The organism is Microbacterium sp. NPDC055502, assembly GCF_053643635.1.
The window spans coordinates 1,156,993-1,174,732 of the sequence record NZ_JBSHKJ010000001.1; the positions used below are offsets into that span (position 1 = coordinate 1,156,993).

At 71.7% G+C, this 17,740-nt stretch carries 17 protein-coding genes and 1 pseudogene; 5 read left to right on the top strand and 13 right to left on the bottom strand.

Going from position 1 to position 17,740, the window contains the following annotated elements; genetic code table 11:
* Positions 1-9: 9 nt before the first annotated feature.
* The 3 genes from ACWH95_RS05740 to ACWH95_RS05750 are packed head-to-tail and all read right to left on the bottom strand — an operon-like array spanning position 10 to position 3,334.
* Positions 10-1,845, bottom strand: coding sequence for a YhgE/Pip family protein (locus ACWH95_RS05740; RefSeq protein ID WP_378803125.1), 1,836 nt, complete (start codon positions 1,843-1,845; stop codon positions 10-12).
* A complete protein-coding gene (locus tag ACWH95_RS05745) occupies positions 1,842-2,711 on the bottom strand; it encodes a hypothetical protein (protein WP_454120337.1) in 870 nt (289 codons plus the stop codon). Before ACWH95_RS05745 ends, ACWH95_RS05740 begins: the two co-directional genes overlap by 4 nt.
* Positions 2,708-3,334 carry a TetR/AcrR family transcriptional regulator gene (locus ACWH95_RS05750; protein ID WP_136029645.1) on the bottom strand — a complete coding sequence of 209 codons (627 nt, stop codon included), beginning with the start codon at positions 3,332-3,334 and terminating at the stop codon, positions 2,708-2,710. Before ACWH95_RS05750 ends, ACWH95_RS05745 begins: the two co-directional genes overlap by 4 nt.
* A gap of 256 nt (positions 3,335-3,590) precedes the next feature.
* Between ACWH95_RS05750 and ACWH95_RS05755 the strand changes: the two genes are divergently transcribed.
* Entirely contained in the window at positions 3,591-4,250 is a 660-nt protein-coding gene (locus tag ACWH95_RS05755) for a GntR family transcriptional regulator (protein WP_136029643.1), read from the top strand.
* Between the two features lie 49 nt (positions 4,251-4,299).
* On the opposite strand, the gene argG is transcribed toward ACWH95_RS05755, so the two are convergent.
* Positions 4,300-5,745, bottom strand: a complete 1,446-nt coding sequence (argG, locus tag ACWH95_RS05760; protein ID WP_206252100.1) for an argininosuccinate synthase — start codon at positions 5,743-5,745, stop codon at positions 4,300-4,302.
* Between the two features lie 209 nt (positions 5,746-5,954).
* Between argG and ACWH95_RS05765 the strand changes: the two genes are divergently transcribed.
* Positions 5,955-6,662 carry a ZIP family metal transporter gene (locus ACWH95_RS05765; RefSeq protein ID WP_136029639.1) on the top strand — a complete coding sequence of 236 codons (708 nt, stop codon included), beginning with the start codon at positions 5,955-5,957 and terminating at the stop codon, positions 6,660-6,662.
* Between the two features lie 7 nt (positions 6,663-6,669).
* Here the strand turns inward: ACWH95_RS05765 and ACWH95_RS05770 are convergent, their stop codons facing one another.
* Positions 6,670-7,077: a pyridoxamine 5'-phosphate oxidase family protein gene (locus tag ACWH95_RS05770; RefSeq protein ID WP_136029637.1), complete on the bottom strand. Its 408-nt coding sequence runs from the start codon at positions 7,075-7,077 to the stop codon at positions 6,670-6,672.
* 103 nt (positions 7,078-7,180) lie between these two features.
* Positions 7,181-7,879 (bottom strand): phosphotransferase family protein, encoded by a 699-nt coding sequence (locus ACWH95_RS05775; RefSeq protein WP_378803129.1) that lies wholly within the window; start codon positions 7,877-7,879, stop codon positions 7,181-7,183.
* Positions 7,880-8,018: 139 nt separating this feature from the next.
* Here ACWH95_RS05775 and ACWH95_RS05780 point away from each other — a divergent pair, with 139 nt between their 5' ends.
* From ACWH95_RS05780 to ACWH95_RS05790, 3 genes and pseudogenes are all read left to right on the top strand, one after another.
* Positions 8,019-8,987 (top strand): alpha/beta hydrolase, encoded by a 969-nt coding sequence (locus ACWH95_RS05780; protein ID WP_378803130.1) that lies wholly within the window; start codon positions 8,019-8,021, stop codon positions 8,985-8,987.
* Positions 8,988-9,102: 115 nt separating this feature from the next.
* The gene (locus tag ACWH95_RS05785) at positions 9,103-10,098 is read left to right on the top strand and encodes a hypothetical protein (protein WP_454120338.1); all 996 of its coding nucleotides are present in this window, start codon (positions 9,103-9,105) and stop codon (positions 10,096-10,098) included.
* A 92-nt stretch (positions 10,099-10,190) separates the two neighbouring features.
* Positions 10,191-11,249 (top strand): annotated as a pseudogene (locus ACWH95_RS05790) (ATP-binding protein); the annotation flags it as partial.
* Between the two features lie 19 nt (positions 11,250-11,268).
* Here ACWH95_RS05790 and ACWH95_RS05795 read toward each other — a convergent pair.
* The 7 genes from ACWH95_RS05795 to ACWH95_RS05825 are packed head-to-tail and all read right to left on the bottom strand — an operon-like array spanning position 11,269 to position 17,634.
* The gene (locus tag ACWH95_RS05795) at positions 11,269-12,369 is read right to left on the bottom strand and encodes a hypothetical protein (RefSeq protein ID WP_136029627.1); all 1,101 of its coding nucleotides are present in this window, start codon (positions 12,367-12,369) and stop codon (positions 11,269-11,271) included.
* Complete coding sequence (locus tag ACWH95_RS05800) at positions 12,363-13,118, bottom strand: hypothetical protein (RefSeq protein WP_206252095.1); 756 nt, start codon at positions 13,116-13,118, stop codon at positions 12,363-12,365. The genes ACWH95_RS05795 and ACWH95_RS05800 overlap by 7 nt, the downstream gene beginning before the upstream one ends.
* Entirely contained in the window at positions 13,115-14,185 is a 1,071-nt protein-coding gene (locus tag ACWH95_RS05805; RefSeq protein ID WP_454120339.1) for a VWA domain-containing protein, read from the bottom strand. The genes ACWH95_RS05800 and ACWH95_RS05805 overlap by 4 nt, the downstream gene beginning before the upstream one ends.
* A complete protein-coding gene (locus tag ACWH95_RS05810; protein WP_206252094.1) occupies positions 14,182-15,168 on the bottom strand; it encodes a VWA domain-containing protein in 987 nt (328 codons plus the stop codon). Before ACWH95_RS05810 ends, ACWH95_RS05805 begins: the two co-directional genes overlap by 4 nt.
* Positions 15,159-15,644, bottom strand: coding sequence for a hypothetical protein (locus tag ACWH95_RS05815; protein ID WP_136045857.1), 486 nt, complete (start codon positions 15,642-15,644; stop codon positions 15,159-15,161). Before ACWH95_RS05815 ends, ACWH95_RS05810 begins: the two co-directional genes overlap by 10 nt.
* Positions 15,631-16,518, bottom strand: coding sequence for a DUF58 domain-containing protein (locus ACWH95_RS05820; protein ID WP_136030824.1), 888 nt, complete (start codon positions 16,516-16,518; stop codon positions 15,631-15,633). The genes ACWH95_RS05815 and ACWH95_RS05820 overlap by 14 nt, the downstream gene beginning before the upstream one ends.
* Before the next feature lie 9 nt (positions 16,519-16,527).
* Complete coding sequence (locus ACWH95_RS05825; RefSeq protein WP_205812810.1) at positions 16,528-17,634, bottom strand: AAA family ATPase; 1,107 nt, start codon at positions 17,632-17,634, stop codon at positions 16,528-16,530.
* Positions 17,635-17,740: the final 106 nt, after the last annotated feature.

Sequence of the window (17,740 nt, forward strand, 5' to 3'; positions counted from 1 at the left end):
GCGACCGCGTCAGCCGATCAGGCTGGGCTGCAGATCGCGCAGCGTGCGGCGATGCGTCATGCGCGTCACCCCGATCGCCGCGAGCACGAGGGCACCGACGAGCCACACCCCGAGCACGGCCAGATCCCACCCGGCGCGGGCGTAGTCGCCGCCGTACATCAGCTGCCGCATCGCGTCGACCACGTAGCCGAGCGGCAGCACGTGGTGCAGGGCGGCGAGCGGGGTGGGCAGCGTCTGCCAGGGGAACGTGCCGCCGGCGGTGACCAGCTGCAGCACCATGAGCACGAGGCCGAGGAACTGTCCGACCGAGCCCAGCCAGACGTTCAGCGCCAGGATGATCGCCGCGAACGTGGCAGAAGCGAACATCAACACCCCGAGCGTGCCGAGGGGGTGGTCGAACGTGAAGCCGAGCGTGAGCGCCAGGATGCCCATGAGCCCGAGCATCTGCACGGCGCCGAGCATGGCGGGTGTGAGCCAGCCGGCGAGCGTGATGCGCACGGGGGAGTGCAGGGCGGTGACGGCGCGGCGCGAGATGGGCTTCACGATGAGGAACAGCGCGTAGATGCCGATCCAGGCCGACAGTGCTGCGAAGAAGGGGGCCAGTCCGGCGCCGTAGTCCTCCGCGGACGCCACCTTGTCGCTCGACACCTTCACGGGGTCGGCGATGGTGTCGGCCTGCTGGCTGCGAAGCTCCGGGGTGGACTCCGGGATCTGCTGCACCCCGTCGGCGAGGCCGTCGCGGAGTTCGACGGTGCCGGACGAGAGGGTGGCGAGACCGTCGCGCAGCTGGGCGGCGCCGGCGTTCGCGGAGGCGGCGCCGGTCGCGACCGTCCCCGCGCCGCTCGCGAGGTCCGTGGCACCGGAGGCGAGGGCGGCGGCGCCGGCCGCGAGCTGGTCGACCTTGCCGACCGCGGCCTGCACCTGCGCGTTGCCCTCCTCCAGGCGGGTGCCGAGCGGGTCGAGCCGCGCCAGCACCCGGTCGATCTCCTCGGGGGTGAGGCCCTGGTCGGCGAGGGCCGTGGCGATGTCGGAGCGCACCTGCGGCAGGGCGGCGGTGGCCTCCTGCACGGCGGCGCCCGCACGGTCGGCCACGTCGGCGAGCTGGCGGTTGCCCGCGCTGACCTGCTGCGCGCCGTTCGCGAGGGTCTGGGCGCCGCTCGCGAGCTGCGCCGTGCCGTCGGCGAGCTGGGCGGTGCCGTCGGCGAGGGCGGAGCTCCCCGACGCGGCGGTTCCGGCGCCGTCGGCGAGCTGGCTCGCGCCGTCGGTCGCCGACACGAGGCTGTCGCGGATGTCGCTCAGCCCGGTGAGCAGCCGTTCGGCGGCCTCGCTGCCGACCATCTCGGCGACGGAGCTGCGGATCTTCTCGACCGCCTGCGTGCCCATGGAGGAAGCGAGGTAGTTGTTGGCGTCGTTGGTCTCCAGCTCGATGCGCGCCTGGTGCGGGTCGGTGCCCGCGGCCGAGGTGAGGGCGGCGGAGAAGTCCGACGGGATGGTGACGGTGAAGTCGACCGTGCCGTGGCGCAGTGCGTCGGCGGCCTCATCGGCGGTCATCCGCTGCCAGTCGAACGCGTTGCCGTCGAGGAGGTTCTCGGCCACCTCCTCGCCGTAGTTCACGGTCTCGCCGGTCGCGGACTCCGTGCCCGTCGTGGGGGCGGGGGCGCCCTCGTCGTCGACCACGAGGGCCACGGGCACCTCGGGGAACTTGGCGTACGGGTCCTGGTTGGCCCACAGGTACAGGCCGCCGTAGAGGATGGGCACGCAGACCAGGGCGACCAGGGCGAGGATGCCCATCCGGCTGGCGGTGAGACGCCGGAGCTCGGCGGCGATCATGGACGGGACCTTCATCGCGCGTCTCCTCTCTCCTCGGCCTCGGGTTCGGGTGCGGGTTCGGGTTCGGGTGCGGGTTCGGGTTCGGGTGCGGCCTCGAGCTCGGCTTCGGCCTCGGGTTCGGCCTCGGGTGCTGGCTCGGGTGCAGGTGCCGGCTCGGTTTCGGGTTCGGGTGCTGGCTCGGGTGCGGGCTCGGGTTCGGGTTCGGGTGCTGGCTCGGCCTCGGGTGTGGGCTCGGGTGCGGCGAGGACCAGCGGCTCGACGGGGCCGGAGGCGTTGACGGCGTCGAGCTCGTGCATGCGCTCGAGGGCCACGGCGGCCGAGCCCCCGACGATCACGAGCATCGCGTAGCCGCGGTCGGCGAACTCGCCCGCGATGCGCCACCAGCCGTCCGGGCTTCCGCCGTGGCGGTCGGGGGCGACGAGCACGATGCCCTCCACACCGCGCCGCAGGACTGCGAGCTCGCACAGCAGGCGCACGCGCGCGGCAGGGTCGATGTTCCCGATGGGGACCGACGCGAGCTCCTCGAACCCGAGTCGCGCGAGCCAGCGCCGCGCGTGCAGCGGGGTGGCACCCGCCCCGGCGAACATCAGCTCCTCGCCCACGACCCCCGCGAGCGTGATGTCGGGGTGGGGGTCGCTGACGTCGGGGGCGTCGACGAGGGCGACGCGGTGGCGCAGGTCTTTGGCGTCGCTCGCCCCGTCGATGCTCACCCGCCCGCTGTCGGGGCGCATGCGCCCGCTCGCGATGAGGCCCAGCACGGTGGGCCGTTGCTCGGTCTCAGCGAGGGCGTAGCGCACGGCCCCCGTGTGGAACTCCAGACTCGTGACCGGGAGCGCCTGGCCGTTGCGGCCCTTGCTCACCTCGTGCAGGGCGATTCTCATGCGCGGACCTCCTGCCCGGTCGCGGCGAGCTCCGGGTGGTCGGAGAGCAGCTCGTCGACCTCACGCCACGACAGCCCGGCGATGCTCAGGACCGCGCGCACGGCGAGGTCGCCCGTGGCGGGGTCGGCGGCCTCGGTGCGCGAGACGACGGTGCGGGCGATCTCTTCGATGAGCCGCGCCAGCGTCGGTCCGCTCAGGTCGGTGCGGAAGCTGCCGGCGTCCTGCCCCGACCGCACCAGGGCCGCCAGGGTGTCGCGAAGCGGGGAGAGCGCCGCGGCCGTGTGGGTGACGTGCGCCTCGTCGAGGGCGAGGGCCGCGGCGACCTGCACGTGCACGGCCTCCCGCCACAGCAGGGAGGCGAGGCGGGCGAGGGCGACGCGGGGGTCGGCGTCGTCGACCGAGGCGGCGATGGCGTTGAAGCGCTGCGCGCCGCTGGAGACGAGTTCGCGGATCAGTGCCTCGCGGTCGTCGAAGTGGCCGTAGAGCGTGCGGCGCGACAGGCCGGCGCTGCGGGCGATGGCGTCGATCGAGGCGTGCGGGTCCAGGGCGAGGGCGGCGCGGGCGGCGGCGAGGATGCCGGCGCGGTTCTCCACGGCGTCGCGGCGGGGGGCACGGGTGGTCATGCATCCAGGATACTTTTCATGCACAAGGTTGTGCAAGATAGTTCTCGGATTGCTGGTCACTACGGCCGCGCTGACATGTCGGTCCTTCCCATTTCAACTGTGTTATGTTACGCGTTGCGCTCGGGCGCGGATTCAGGGGGGCCCTGTGGATCGGAGCGAATCCGACGGCAGCGGTGTCCGAGGAGGCGGGGGGAACCGCCATGACGGAGAGGGGTGCGGTGTGCCTGGGATGGACAGTCCGCTGGAGCGGCGGACGATGAGCGACGACGTGTACGACCGATTGCGCGAAGCGATCGTGACGGGCGAGCTGCGACCGGGGGAGCGGCTGCGGGATCACGAGCTCGCCGACGCTCTCGGGACCTCGAAGACGCCCGTGCGGCATGCGCTCGACCGCCTTGCCGAGCTGGGCCTCGTGGACATGCAGCGCAATCGCTTCACCCGGGTCGCTCCGATCGACCTCGACGACGTGCGCGACGCGATCGCCCTGTTCGGCGACGTCTGGATCGGCTCGGTGCGACACGCCACCCCGCTCATGGGCGACGACGACGTGACCTATCTGTCGGAGCTGCTGGAGGACATGACGTCTGCCGTCGATGCGTCCGACGTCGCCGCGTTCAGCGCCGCCCTGCGCACGATCGCGGTGGCGTACGCGCGCATCGAGGGAAACGCCACGCGCTCGAACGTGATCGAGTTCCTCGGCCCGCAGATCCGTCGCTTCAGCGCGCAGGCGAGGGGCGACTTCGATTTCGCGGCACTCCGCTCGGCCACCGCCGGGATCGGTCTCGCCATGACGCAGCGCGACGCGGTCGGCACGCGCGCCGCTCTCATCACCCTGTTCGACACCGTGCTCCCGGCGGTCATCGACCGCGCCGAGGAGCGCAGCCGCCACGTGGACGTGCCGCCGGCCGACGCCTGACACGACGAAGGGGCGCTCCGCGTGGAGCGCCCCTTCGCCGTGACCGTGCTCAGTCGGTGCCGGAGTCGAAGGCCGCGCGCTCCGATGCCGTGTCCACCGCATCGGCCAGCGTCTCGTCGGCCTCGGAGACCGAACCCTCGACGGCGCCCGTGATCTCGGCGGACTCGCCCGCGGTCACGCGACCGACGAGCTCGCCCGTGGCGCCGCCGACGAGGCCGAGTCCCGCGTACTGCTCGAGGCGTGCGCGCGAGTCGGCGATGTCGAGGTTGCGCATCGTGAGCTGACCGATGCGGTCGACCGGACCGAACGCGGCGTCGCCGACGCGCTCCATCGACAGCTTCTCCGGGCCGTACGACAGGTTCGGCGACACCGTGTCGAGGATCGTCCAGTCGTCGCCGCGGCGCAGGCGGATCGTGACCGTGCCGGAGATCGTCGAGCCGACCCAGCGCTGGATGGACTCGCGCAGCATGAGCGACTGCGGCTCGAGCCAGCGGCCCTCGTACATGAGGCGGCCGAGGCGGCGGCCCTGCTCGTGGTAGGTCGCGAGGGTGTCCTCGTTGAGGATGCCGTTGACCAGGCGCTCGTACGCGATGAAGAGCAGCGCCATGGCCGGGGCCTCGTAGATGCCGCGCGACTTCGCCTCGATGATGCGGTTCTCGATCTGGTCGCTCATGCCCAGGCCGTGACGTCCGCCGATCGCGTTCGCCTCCACCACGAGCGCCACCGGGTCGGCGAACTCGACGCCGTTGATCGCGACGGGACGGCCGCCCTCGAACGTGACCGACACGTCCTCGGACTCGATCGCGACGGACGGGTCCCAGAACTTCACGCCCATGATCGGGTCGACGGTCTCCAGCGACACGTCCAGGTGCTCCAGCGTCTTCGCCTCGTGCGTCGCGCCCCAGATGTTCGCGTCGGTCGAGTACGCCTTCTCGGCGGAGTCGCGGTACGGGAAGTCGTGGGCGACGAGCCAGTCGCTCATCTCCTTGCGTCCGCCGAGCTCGGTCACGAAGTCGGCGTCGAGCCACGGCTTGTAGATGCGCAGACGCGGGTTGGCCAGCAGGCCGTAGCGGTAGAACCGCTCGATGTCGTTGCCCTTGTAGGTGGAGCCGTCGCCCCAGATGTCGACGCCGTCCTCGCGCATCGCGCGCACCAGGAGCGTGCCCGTCACGGCGCGGCCCAGGGGCGTGGTGTTGAAGTAGGTCTTGCCGCCGGAGCGGATGTGGAACGCGCCGCACGACAGCGCGACGAAGCCCTCCTCGACCAGCGCGGTCTTGCAGTCGATCAGCCGGGAGGCCTCGGCGCCGTACTCCAGCGCGCGGCCGGGGATCGATGCGATGTCGTCTTCGTCGTACTGCCCCAGGTCGCCCGTGTAGGTGAACGGCACCGCACCCTTGTCGCGCATCCAGGCGACGGCGACGGAGGTGTCGAGTCCTCCGGAGAAGGCGATGCCGACGCGCTCGCCGACGGGCAGGGACTGGAGGACCTTGGACATGCCTTCCAGTCTATCGGCGGGCGGCGTGTCGCCTTTCCGTGCGTCAGATCAGGCGTATCTGCACACCGAGTGCCGCCCGCCAGTCCCAGCGCCCGCCCGCGCGTGACGTCGAGCGCATCGCCGTGCGCCGGGTTCTGGTCGTGGACGGCCACGCCGGGGCTTGGCGTCCGAAGTCGTCTTCCCGTGCCAGAGTGGGGCCGGAGGTGCGTATGGGTGGAGCGATCCTGTGGGGAGCCGTCGCCGCGGCGCCGCTGTTCGTCGGTGCGGTTCTGGCCCTGCTGCGCACCTGGCCGCCGCGCTGGCTCGGCATCGTGCTTGGCTTCGGTGCGGGCGCCCTCATGGCCTCCATCGCGTTCGAGCTGTGGGAGGAGGGGCTGGACCGCGGCGGACCGCTCCCTCTCGTGGCCGGTGTCGCGCTCGGCGCCCTCAGCTACTACGTCGCCGCCCGCATCCTCGACGCCCGCGCCGCCCGCACGAAGGGGCAGGCCGGGGGCGGGCAGCTCGCCGTCGGCGCTCTGCTGGACGGCATTCCCGAGCAGCTCGTGCTCGGCATCGGTCTGGCCTCGGGGGAGCCTGTGAGCATCGCGCTCGTGGTCGCCATCCTGGTGTCGAACCTGCCGGAGTCAATCGGGTCCGCCGCCGACCTGCTCGACGGCGGGATGGCGAAGTCGCGCGTGCTGCTGCTGTGGCTGGGGGTCGCGGTGGCGTGCGCCGCCGCCACGGTCGCCGGGTTCGCCCTCGCCAGTGTGACCGGCGATGTCTTCCGCTCCGGGGCGAGCGGCTTCGCGGCCGGCGCGCTGCTGGTCATGCTCGTCGACTCGATGGTGCCCGAGGCGCAGTCCAAGGCCAAGGAGTCGACGGGGCTCGCGACCGTGCTCGGCTTCGCGCTCGCCGCGGGGCTCGCCTTCGCGTCCTGACGCGGGGTCAGACCTTCGGGGTGCGGCTGTCGCGCTGCACGCTGCGGCCCGACATCGTCTCGATGTGCAGCAGCAGGGCCAGGTCGCGGTCCTCTCCGGCCCACGGGTGCACGCGGGCCGAGATGCCGGCCGCATCCTCCTCGGGCGCGCGCGACAGGGTGCCGTGCATCAGCACGCTCCACGCCGTGGCGCCCAGCGGGTCGTGATAGTCGACCTCGAACGCGACCGCCGCCGGCACCGTCGTCACGGCGGCCAGCAGCCCCTCCGCCGAGGTGCGCAACAGGATGTCGCGGCCGGACAGGGCGTAATTGACCGGGTGGATGTGCACGCGGCCGTCGTGCAGGAAGCCGATGCGGCCGACCGTGGTGGTGGTCAGCAGTTCGTAGGACTGATCGGGCTCGAGCTCTCGGATCATGCGGATGCTCCCTCCGTCTGGCGCCAGTGTAGCCAGCGGCCGGTGGATGTTCGAGGGCCATCGCCCGGACCGGACGAGGCTCCTTCGTTCGGCCCGGCTTCGTTCAGCCCGGCCAGGCGCGCAACTCGGCCGTGAGCTGCGCGAAGTACTCGGGTGGACCGGCCTCGGCGAACCACAACCAGAGCTCCGCGGCATGGATCGGGAACCACGCCCGCACCGCCGCGGGGTCGGCGCCGTACCCCTCGATCAGCGCATCGGCCGAGCGGGGATCCTTGCGCGCGGCGCCCCATGCCGCGCGGGACAGCTCGCGCACCGGATCGCCCGCGTGCGCGGCCTCCCAGTCCACGACACCGGTGATGCGGCCGTCCGCCGCGAGCACGTTGCCGTCGGTCCAGTCCCCGTGGCAGAAGACGACGCCGGCCGAGGGCGGGATCGCCAGGGGAAGGGCAGGACCGTCGGCGGCGCGGTACCGGGCGATGATCGCGGCGTCGTCGGGCGCGGGCGGCAGGTCCTCCGGGGCGACGAGGTCGTGCAGCCGCCGGAGGAGGACGGCCGACGCCCGCAGTGCGGCGAGCCGCGTGTCCGCATCACCCTCGTCCAGTCGGGCGCCGGGCAGCTCGGTCATCAGGATCACTCCGGCGCGCTCCTCCACGACCTGTGGCACCGGCAGCCCCGAATCCGCGAGGGCACGCAGCGCGCGCACCTCGGTGTCGTGACGCGCCGGGTCGGACAACCGCTTCTCGACCAGCCGGCGCCCGTCGCGCTCGACCAGCCGCACCGTCCCGACCGCACCCTGCCGCATCCCGCCATCCTCGCAGCACCCCGACGGACGGCGGAGTGATCGGCCCGTATCCGCCGCAGGTGGCGGGTTACCCTCGGGTGCGGCCCGCACGATCCTGGGGGCATGCCACCGCGTCGGTGGCGAGGACAAAGGAGTTCTGATGACCGACACGCTCGCCCGTCCCCCGTTCGACCCCGAGCTGGAGGCGGCCCTCGCCCTGGTCGGCGACCAACTGCCCCCCACGCTCACCGCCGACATGATCCCGCTCCTGCGCGAGAGCCCCGTCAGCGGCGAGGACGAGATCTTCTCGGTGCTCTCGGAGCGCGGCTTCACCTGGCGCGACGTGTCGATCACCGGCCACGACGACGGAGAGATCGTGGTGTCGGTGATCGAGAAGCAGGGCCGCACCGGCACCGGGCCCGGCTTCTTCCACACCCACGGCGGCGGCATGATCATCGGGAACCGCTGGCTCGGCGTGGTCGGCTTCCTGGACTGGGCCGAGCGTTACAACGGCGTCATCGTGACCGTCGAGTACCGGCTGGCCCCCGAGTTCCCGGATCCCTACCCGGTGGAGGACTGCTACGCGGGGCTGCGCTGGGCGGCCGACCACGCGGACGAGCTCGGCATCGACCCGACCCGCCTGCTGATCGGCGGAGGCAGCGCCGGCGGAGGCCTGGCGGCCGGCACGGCGCTCCTCGCCCGAGACCGGCGCGGCCCCGAGCTGATCGGGCAGCTGCTGATCTACCCGATGCTCGACGACCGCGACGCCACCGTCTCGACGCGGCAGATCGACGGCATCGGGGTGTGGGACCGCGGCTCCAACCTCACCGGATGGACGGCGCTCCTGGGTGACCGCCGGGGCGGCGACGACGTCTCGATCTACGCGGCACCGGCCAGGGCCACCGACCTCAGCGGTCTCCCGCCCGCGTTCATCGACTGCGGCAGCGCGGAGGTCTTCCGCGACGAGGACGTCGCCTACGCCACGAAGCTCTGGGAAGCGGGCGTGCACGCCGAGCTGCACGTCTGGGCCGGGGGCTTCCACGGCTTCGACATGTTCGCCCCGCACGCCGCCGTCGCGCAGGCCATGCTGGCCGCCCGCGACAACTGGGTGAACCGCCTGCTCGCCTGAGCCCCTGCTCGACCCGCTCCCGTCGCCCGTTCCGTCGCCCGCCAGCGCCGGGAGCGAGGAGACGGCGACGGGAGCGGCCGCAGTAGGGTGGAACCCCCGCGCGATGGAGCCCGACATGCAAGATCTGCTGGGGCGGATCACCGCCCTCGATCCCGATGCCAGCGAGACTCTGAAGGTCGTGACGTACTTCGACGCGCTGGTCTCCCGCTCCGTCGGCGTGGAAAGCATGCTCAGGGGTGCGGCCGTGCTCAGCGGCGCGACGGTCGGCCAGAGGGATGGTGCGCAGGTCGTGCGCGTCCGCGCCGACGGCGTCCGCATCGATCCCGTCGTGCTGTCCTCGACCTGGCCGACGCGCGAGAGCGGCCCGGACGCGGTGGTCTGGATCGAGCGGGAGGGTGAGCCGCACACGAACGACGCGATGATCCTGGAACGCCTCGCTCTCGCGCTCGGCATCATCCGCGCTCGGCGACGGGTCGGCGAGGACGGCGCCGTCGAGCTCGCCATCAGCTCCTACGCGGCCGTCGACGAGCGGGCGGCGGTGCTGCCCCGACTGCGTCTCGCCCCGGGAGCACTGCGGGTGGTGGCGTCGCCGCCCGATCCGTCGCCGTCGCCCGCGCACCCGTCGGCGATCGTCGCCACTCGCCACGGCCTCACGCGCGCGACGATTCTCCCCGCCGACGTCGAGCCGGCGTCCGCATGGGAGGCCTCCGGGGCGGTGCGGCTCGGTGCGGGCACGGTCGCGCGTGCAGAGAACCTGCCTTCGTCCTGGTCGGCGGCGCTCGTGGCCGTCCGGCTGACCAGCGATGAGCGACCGTTCGTCGACGCGACCGACCTGGGCGCCCTGCTCCTGGTCGCGCAGACCGCGGACGGCGATTCCCGGCATCCCGACGTGGTGGCCCTCAGCCGCATCGACGCCCGCAATCGCGAACTGCTCGATGCGGTCGTGGACGAGCACAGCGTGCGCGCCGCTGCCGTGCGTCTGGGACGGCATCACTCGAGCGTGCAGGAGCGGCTCACGGCACTGATCGAGACCCTGGGCTACGATCCCCGTACTCCGCTCGGGCAGGCTCGATACGTGGCGGCGCGAATGCTGCTCGCCCTCGGGGACTGAGGTCACTCGAAATATTCGTATTCTGCAATAAAGATCAATAAAGATGGAGATCGCCCAGGTGCAGCCCGCGTTCAACCCTTTCCGACCCGGAGCCGGGCGGTCTCATCATGTACGGCCTCCGCGGAGTGGGAAAAACCGTCCTCCTCAATGAGTTACAGCAGCTGGTCGGCCGCGCCGGATGGGTGACGGTCCAGCTCGATGCCAGGCCGGGTCAGTCCGGGCGGCTGGCCGTTCGTCAATCGCTCGGACGAGGCATCGCCATGGCAGGACGGCAGATGGCTCGATTCCGTTCCGCCGTCGAGGAGGTCAAGACGGCGATCTCGACGATCTCGGCGTTCTCGTCCACCGTCGCGGGCGTGTCGATGAACCTCGGCGTGGACCGCTCCGACCATCGTGCGAACTCCGGGCTCCTCGAAGTCGATCTCGAAGAACTCGTGGCCGACCTGGCTGAGCCGCTGAGGAAGAACAACAGTGCGTTGGCGATCTTCGTCGACGAGATGCAGGACCTGGATGTCGATCTGCTGACGGCGCTCCTCGCCGTTCAGCATCGCGCAGTGCAGTCGGATTGGCCTTTCTTCATCATCGGAGCGGGACTGTCGACGCTTCGCCGCACGCTCGCGGAGGCCCGCTCCTACGCGGAGCGGTTCACGATCCGCGAGGTCGGGGCGCTGCCGGACGAAGAAGCGAGAGCCGCGGTCAGAATCCCAGCGACGGCGCTGGGAGCGAAGATCTCCGATGATGCGTTGGAGGCGATCCTCGGCGAGGCGCAGGGGTACCCGTTCTTCCTTCAGACGTTCGGGAAAGCCGTCTGGGACATCGCCCCCGATCGGAACATCGATCGTGACATCGCCGTCGCGGGAATCGCCGAAGGCAACGCCGATCTCGATCAGAGCTTCTTCCCGGCTCGGTGGGATCGCACGACTCCCGGTGAGCGGCAGTACTTGCGCGCGATGGTGGACGTGGGAGGGGGAGACATGGCGAGCACGTCGGCGATCGCGGAGCAGCTCGGAACCGCGGCGACGTCCTTGAGTCCCGTTCGGCAGTCTCTCATCGAGAAGGGGATCATCTATGCCGAACGTCGGGGGTACGTCAGCTTCACGGTGCCCAACATGGACAGGTTCATCCGGCGCCAGGCGGACACCGACGAGTAGGCAGCGCGACTGACTGAGGTCACTCGAAGCCGGGGTAGTCCTGCAGCTTCTCCTGGAACTCGGCACGGTCGGCCTCGCTCAGCACGGCGCTCGCGATCACCACGAGCTGCAGGCCCTCCAGTGGCTCGCCGGTGCGGGCGCTCTGCGCCTCCCGCGAGGTGCGGAAACCGCCGTCGACGTCGTTCGACAGGTCGTAGATGTTGGCGTAGAACCGCAGCGGATCCGGGTAGTTCTCGGTGTAGTACTCCCAGGTGGTCTGCGTGCGCGGGTCGTCGCTGCCGTAGAGCTTCGCGATCATCGACGGGTCGATGCCCGAGTTCGCCGGGTCGTTGAACGCGTACAGATCCCACAGCCCGTGGTCGAGCACGACCTCGTTCACCACGCGCATGACCTCGAGCTTGCGGTCGTAGTCCTGCACCGGCTCGTTCGTCGCCCACGCGGCCGTCGTGAACTCGTACAGCATCGACTCGCCGCCGTAGCCGTTGCGCTCCGGCCGCAGGTCTTCCGCGCCCACCGGCGTCCACGTGTAGCCGAACTCGTCCGTGAGCCGGGCGCGCACATCCGCGAACAGCTCGTCGGCCGTGGCCCGCACCTCCTCCAGCGACTGCTGCGACAGCGCCTGCTGGGGGTCGGTGCCCTTGATGCCCGGATACCCCTCCGCGTGCCGCTGCTCCGCGGTCTTCACGCCCTCGTAGTCGCCCGAGGCGGACGTGCGCAGGGCGCTCAGTGCGCCGACGGTCGCCACGTTCAGCAGCACCGTCACCACCAGGGCGATCGCGCCGAGCCGTCGTGCACCCGGGGAGAACAGCGCCGCGACCACGACGCCGAGCACCACCAGCTGCAGGGCGAGGAACGTGACCCCGTACAGCAGGTCGGTGCCGCCGGCGGCCAGCACCCCGAGCAGGGTCAGGGAGAACAGGATCGCCGCGACGAGGGCGATCCAGCCGAACGCGGAGCCCGGGGTGCGCTTCTCGTCGACCGGTGCCGCGGGCAGCGGCGGAGGTGTGAGGTCGGGCTGTCGCCGCTTGGCCCCCGCATACCCGCCGGGGGGTGGGACGGGCGGCGCGCCCTCGGCCCCGCCCACGTAGCGGGCGCGCTGACGCTCGTTGTCGCTCACCATGGCTTGTCCGTTCCCGAGCCGCCCGGATCGTCGCCCTGCTGCTGGTCGCGCTCCTGCGTGCCCTGGTTGAGCTTGTCCTGGAGGTCTTGCAGCTTGTCGTCGGACGGCTGCGGCTGCTCCTCCTGCTCCTGCTCCTCAGGCTCCTGCGGCTGCTGCTCCTGTTCCTGCTCCTGCTGCTTCTGCTTGAGCCGGTCCTCCGCGCCGTCGAGGGTGTCGGACATGTCGCGCTGCGGGTCGGGCGACTGCTGCTGCGCCTCCTCGCTGCGGCACTCCTCCGGCGTCTCCACCGTGAGCGTGAGGGCCTCGCCGTAGAGCTCCGCGGCCGCGGCACCGTCGCCGTCCGCCCTGGCCGCATCGCCCATCCGCTCCACGACCAGCGCGAGGTTGATGCGCACCGCGCAAACCTCCAGTCCGGTGGCGAGGTCGAGCGCCCGCTCCAGCTCCGCTCTGGCCGCCGGCAGCTCCTCCGCACCGGCGAGGGCGGTGCCGATGTTGTACGGCGCCTTGTACGGCTCGAACCAGTTCAGGAACTCCTGGCCGCGGGCGGCGGACTCCGACCCGGCGAAGTCGTCGACCACGTACGACGTGATCGACTGGTGCGCGAACGCGTACATGCTCAGGATCTTGCCCACCACGAGCAGTGCGGCGAGAGTGAGCGGCAGCGTGCCGATGGCCACCCAGCGGCGGATGCGGCGGCGGCGTCGGTGGGACCGCAGCAGCGCGGCCGCCGTGTCGTCGTGCGCGGTCATGCGCCGCCTCCGTCTCTCGCGGGTGCGCGGTCGACGGACTCGCGGCGGCGGGCGGGTGCGAGTCCCCGAAGCCGCGCGATGAGCGTGGTCGCCCGCAGCAGCTCGACCCCGAGGAGCGCGAGCAGCACGAGCGCCGCGATCCAGTACAGCTCTGTGACGTTGCCGACCTCGCCCGATTCGGCGTAGCTGGTCGTGGTCGACGGCGCCTCCGGCAGCACGGGCTCGGTGTCGGCGGTGCGGTGCTGGTACTCCACGCCCAGCTGCTCGGCGACGGTCTGCAGGTTCTGCTCGTCGATCACCGACAGCGCGTCCGAGCCCTCGTACTGGATGTACTCGCCCTCGCCGCCGCTCACGCCACCGCTCGTCACCCGCATCGGACCGCCCTCAGCGGTGCCGTAGCCGAACACCGCCCCCGCATCCGTGTACTTCGCGCTCTTGTCGAACGACTCGGGCGTGGTGCCCGTGGTCTGCTCGCCGTCGCCGAGGTAGAACACCATGCGCGACCGGTCCGGCGAGGCCTCGGCGGCGGAGCGCAGCGTGTCCTCCAGCAGCCCGGCGGCGACCCCGATCGAGCTGCCGCGCGACTGGCTGGTGACCTCGGGGCGCAGCACGTCGAGCGAACCGATCAGCGCGGTGGTGTCGGTGGTCAGCGGCATCCGCAGCTGGGCGGACGCGTCGGAGGTGATCATCGCGAACCGTGCCCCCGGGTACTGCGCGACCAGCTCGCGCACGTCGGCGCGCACCCCGTCGAGCCGCGGAGAGCCCTCGTCCCAGTCCTCCGCGACGATGCTGGCGGTGGTGTCGACCACCAGCACGACGTCGGTGTCGGTCGCGAGGGCCTGGGTCGCGCCGCCGGGGATGCCAGGGCGCAGCAGCATCGCGAAGCACGCGAGCACCATCAGCAGTCGCAGGACCCACAGCGAGCGGTGCGCGGCGATCGCACGGCGGTCGGTCACGCGCTCGCCGCCGGCCCGGGGTGCGCGCACCAGCATCCACACCGCGGCGGCGGCCACGGCACCGCACAGCAGCACCACGAGGATCAGGGGGAGGACGGGCTGGAAGATCACAGTCGCACCCTCCACGCCAGCAGCACGAAGCCGAGCGCCACGACCGACAGCACCGCGATCCACAGGTTCGGGGCGTCGGTCCACACCACCTGCGCCTCACCGCGCAGCGCCGTCGCGTCCTGCTCCTGCACCTGGTCGACGATGTCCGACACGGTCGTGGTGTCGCGCAGACCGAAGGCCGCGCCGCCGGTGGCCTCGGCGGCGGCGGTCAGCTCGGCGCTCACCGCGGCGTCCTTGCCCTCGACCGGGTTGATCGCGAAAACCCGCACGCCGTTCGACGCGGCGTACGCCGCCGCCTCCTGCAGCGTCACGATCGAGGCGCCGTTCACCTCGTTGTCCGTCGCGAAGATCACCGACCGCGACCGGTCGTCGTCGGGATGGTCGAAGCCCATCGCGCACGCCGCCAGGCCGTCGCCGATCAGCGAGGCGCCGTCGCCGTTGAGGGTCCCGACCCAGTGCTCGGGGATGCGGTCGACGTAGTCGAAGCTCGACACCATGCTCGTCAGGTGCTCGCGGATGAAGTCGTAGTCGTCGGTCAGGGGGAAGATCTGCACGGGCGAGCTGTTGAAGATCGTCAGCCCGATGCGCTCGCCCTCGAAGCCGTCCAGCAGCTCCTCGAACACCGACAGCACCTCGACGTCGACCTCGCTCATCGACCCCGACACGTCGAGACACAGCATGATGTCGCGGCTGCTGTTGACCGGCTGGATGGTCTGCGCGGCCATGGGTCGTGCGGCCACCACGCCGGCCACGAGCGCCGCGACCGCGCCGAGCGCCAGGATCCCCGACAGCGCCAGCACCCGCCGTGACAGCGCCTGGCGGAACGACGGCAGCGTGCGCAGCCGTTCGGCTCGCGCGACCCGCGCGGTGTCACCGGCCGCACGACCGCCCCGCCGCCGCAACCCCAGCACGAGCCCGACCGCGACCGCCACCACCACGACGGCCGCGGCGAGGATCAACATCCACACGTTCGCTAGTGCCATGCGCGCACCACCGTCCTGGCGGCCGCGGCCCCCGCCACGGGGTCGATCGCCGGACCCTGCCGGAAGATGCTCGGGTAGTAGTGCCGGCCCATCGCGTCGATCAGGGCCGGGTTCACGCCACGGGCGACCAGGTCGTCGAGCGCGAGCACGGGCGCCTCCAGGCCGCTGTACTCGTTCACGAACGCGCGCACCACGCGGCTGAGCTCAAGGTTCGCCTGCCGCGCCGACAGCCGGCGCCCGAGGTAGTCGTTCTCCACGGCCTGGATGCGGTCGAGGTACTCCGTGCGCAGCACCGACAGCACGTCGAGCGTCGAGGGCGTCGCGCCCGTGGCGGCCGGGGCCGGGGTGCGCGGGGGTCGCGTGAGCACGATCAGCAGCCACGCGCCGAGCACCAGCAGCGCCAGGATGCCGAGCGCGAGCAGCATCCAGCCCCAGCCGTACTGCGCCGGCGGGTAGAGCTCGTCAGAGCCGGGCATTCGACCTCCGGTTCAGCAGCCGCAGCAGCTGCGGCACGGCGTCGTCCTGTCCGTCGAGGGCGGCGTGGCTGATCTCCATGCGGGTGAGGAGGTCGGCGAGGCGGGCGGCGTCGGCATCGCGCTGCGCCGTGAGCTCCTGCACGATGCCGCGGTCGCCCTGCACGAAGTCGGGCACCTGCCACCGGCTGTCCACGTCGACGCGCAGCCGCCCGGTGCGGTGGTCGAGCACGGGGTCGGCGTCGCGCAGCGTGAGCCACAGCACGTCGTGCTGCACGCGCAGCCTCCGCAGCAGTCGCTCGGTCTCGGAGGTGACCGGGGCCTCGTCGGTGAGCACGACCACGATCATGCGGCGGGCGACGGTGCGGGTGACGAACGACAGCAGCGCGTCGCGGTCGCTCGGGGCCGCCGCGTCGTCCACCGCGCGATCGAGTGTGCGCAGGGCGTGCTCGAGGGCGCCCTCGCTGCGACCGGGAGCCAGGCGGCGCACCCTGGACGCATCGCCGTAGACCACGGTGAAGTCATCGCCGTGGCGCAGCGTGAGCACGCCGAGGGCCCCGGTGGCCAGGATCGCGAGCTCCTTCTTCGAGCGCTCGTCGGCGGCCAGGGCGGCCATCGAGCGACCGGTGTCCACCACGAACATCACGGTGTGCATGCGCGTGGCCCGCGACCGCTTCACCAGCGGCGTGCCCAGCCGGGCGGTCGCGCGCCAGTCGATGTCGCGCACCTGATCGCCGTACTCGTACTTGCGCAGGTCCTCGAAGTCGAGGCTCCGTCCGTGCAGCAGCGACGCGTAGGCGCCGTCGAGCGCGTGCAGGGATTTGCGCGACGAGTGGATGAAGAGCTTGCTCTTCACCTGGGTGATCAGGCTGGCCATGGCGGTGCGTCAGGGCGTGGGGACCGAGGCGAAGATCTGGTCGATGATCTCCTCGCTGCGGATGCCCTCGGCGTCGGCCTCGAACGTCAGCAGCACGCGGTGGCGCAGCACGAGGTGCCGGAGGGCGCGGATGTCCTCCGGCAGCACGTGCGCGCGTCCGTTCAGGAGGGCGAGGGCCCGCGACGCCTGCAGGAACGCGATGCTCGCGCGGGGGCTGGCGCCGTACTTGATGTAGCGGGCGCGCTCCTCGCCGATGTACGGCGCCGGATTCCGGGTGACGTAGGCGAGCGACACGATGTAGTTGCGGATCGCGGGGTCGACGTAGATGCGGCTCGCGACGTCTTGCAGCAGGTGCACGTCGTCGAGCGTGACGGCGCTGGACACGTGCCGGTCGGGGTCGAGCACGCCGGAGTCGATGCGGCTGAGGATCTCGAACTCGTCGGCGGGGCTCGGGTACTCGACGATCTCCTTCAGCAGGAACCGGTCCATCTGCGCCTCGGGCAGCTCGTAGGTGCCCTCCTGCTCGATGGGGTTCTGCGTCGCGATCACCAGGAACGGCTTCGGCAGCGGGTGGATCTCGCCGCCGATCGTGGTCTGGTGCTCCTGCATCGCCTCGAGCATCGCGCTCTGGGTCTTGGCGCTGGAGCGGTTGATCTCGTCGAGCAGCACGAAGTTGGCGTGCACGGGGCCGAGCACGGTGCGGAACGTGCCGGTCGCGGCGTCGTAGATCTGGTTGCCCGTGATGTCGCTGGGCAGCAGGTCGGGCGTGCACTGGATGCGCTTGAACTGCGCCTTCACGGTGTCGGCCAGGGTGCTCGCGGCGGTGGTCTTCGCGAGACCCGGCACGCTCTCCAGCAGGATGTGGCCGCCCGCGATGAGCGAGACGAGCAGGCTGGTGCGCAGGCGCTCCTGGCCGACCATCTTCGCCGAGTACGCGTCGGAGATGGTCTTCAGCACGCCGGTGGCGCGGGCCATCTCGGCCTCGGTGGGTGCGGGCTTCTCGCCGGGCGCGGGCGTCGGAGCCGGGGTGGCGGCGGGCGAGGTCGCGGCGGAGGGAGCGGGCGGGGGCGGGGGTGCGGAGATCGTCGGCGGAGTCTGCGCGTCGGGCTCGGTCATCGGTCGGTTCGTCTCCCTCGTTCACACGCGGGACCACGTCGTGCCCCTCCGCCGACCAGCGTAATCGCAACGACGGGACGCGCGCCCGCCGAACAGGGCGGCGTCG

What these genes read in the sequence shown, in the direction of transcription:
- ACWH95_RS05820 (WP_136030824.1), bottom strand. Translation starts at nt 16,518, where the DNA reads ATGGCCAGCCTGATCACCCAGGTGAAGAGCAAGCTCTTCATCCACTCG.
- ACWH95_RS05755 (WP_136029643.1), top strand. Translation starts at nt 3,591, where the DNA reads ATGAGCGACGACGTGTACGACCGATTGCGCGAAGCGATCGTGACGGGC.
- ACWH95_RS05815 (WP_136045857.1), bottom strand. Translation starts at nt 15,644, where the DNA reads ATGCCCGGCTCTGACGAGCTCTACCCGCCGGCGCAGTACGGCTGGGGC.
- ACWH95_RS05740 (WP_378803125.1), bottom strand. Translation starts at nt 1,845, where the DNA reads ATGAAGGTCCCGTCCATGATCGCCGCCGAGCTCCGGCGTCTCACCGCC.
- ACWH95_RS05775 (WP_378803129.1), bottom strand. Translation starts at nt 7,879, where the DNA reads ATGCGGCAGGGTGCGGTCGGGACGGTGCGGCTGGTCGAGCGCGACGGG.
- ACWH95_RS05745 (WP_454120337.1), bottom strand. Translation starts at nt 2,711, where the DNA reads ATGAGAATCGCCCTGCACGAGGTGAGCAAGGGCCGCAACGGCCAGGCG.
- ACWH95_RS05810 (WP_206252094.1), bottom strand. Translation starts at nt 15,168, where the DNA reads ATGGCACTAGCGAACGTGTGGATGTTGATCCTCGCCGCGGCCGTCGTG.
- ACWH95_RS05785 (WP_454120338.1), top strand. Translation starts at nt 9,103, where the DNA reads ATGCAAGATCTGCTGGGGCGGATCACCGCCCTCGATCCCGATGCCAGC.
- ACWH95_RS05750 (WP_136029645.1), bottom strand. Translation starts at nt 3,334, where the DNA reads ATGACCACCCGTGCCCCCCGCCGCGACGCCGTGGAGAACCGCGCCGGC.
- ACWH95_RS05795 (WP_136029627.1), bottom strand. Translation starts at nt 12,369, where the DNA reads ATGGTGAGCGACAACGAGCGTCAGCGCGCCCGCTACGTGGGCGGGGCC.
- ACWH95_RS05800 (WP_206252095.1), bottom strand. Translation starts at nt 13,118, where the DNA reads ATGACCGCGCACGACGACACGGCGGCCGCGCTGCTGCGGTCCCACCGA.
- argG (WP_206252100.1), bottom strand. Translation starts at nt 5,745, where the DNA reads ATGTCCAAGGTCCTCCAGTCCCTGCCCGTCGGCGAGCGCGTCGGCATC.
- ACWH95_RS05780 (WP_378803130.1), top strand. Translation starts at nt 8,019, where the DNA reads ATGACCGACACGCTCGCCCGTCCCCCGTTCGACCCCGAGCTGGAGGCG.
- ACWH95_RS05765 (WP_136029639.1), top strand. Translation starts at nt 5,955, where the DNA reads ATGGGTGGAGCGATCCTGTGGGGAGCCGTCGCCGCGGCGCCGCTGTTC.
- ACWH95_RS05770 (WP_136029637.1), bottom strand. Translation starts at nt 7,077, where the DNA reads ATGATCCGAGAGCTCGAGCCCGATCAGTCCTACGAACTGCTGACCACC.
- ACWH95_RS05825 (WP_205812810.1), bottom strand. Translation starts at nt 17,634, where the DNA reads ATGACCGAGCCCGACGCGCAGACTCCGCCGACGATCTCCGCACCCCCG.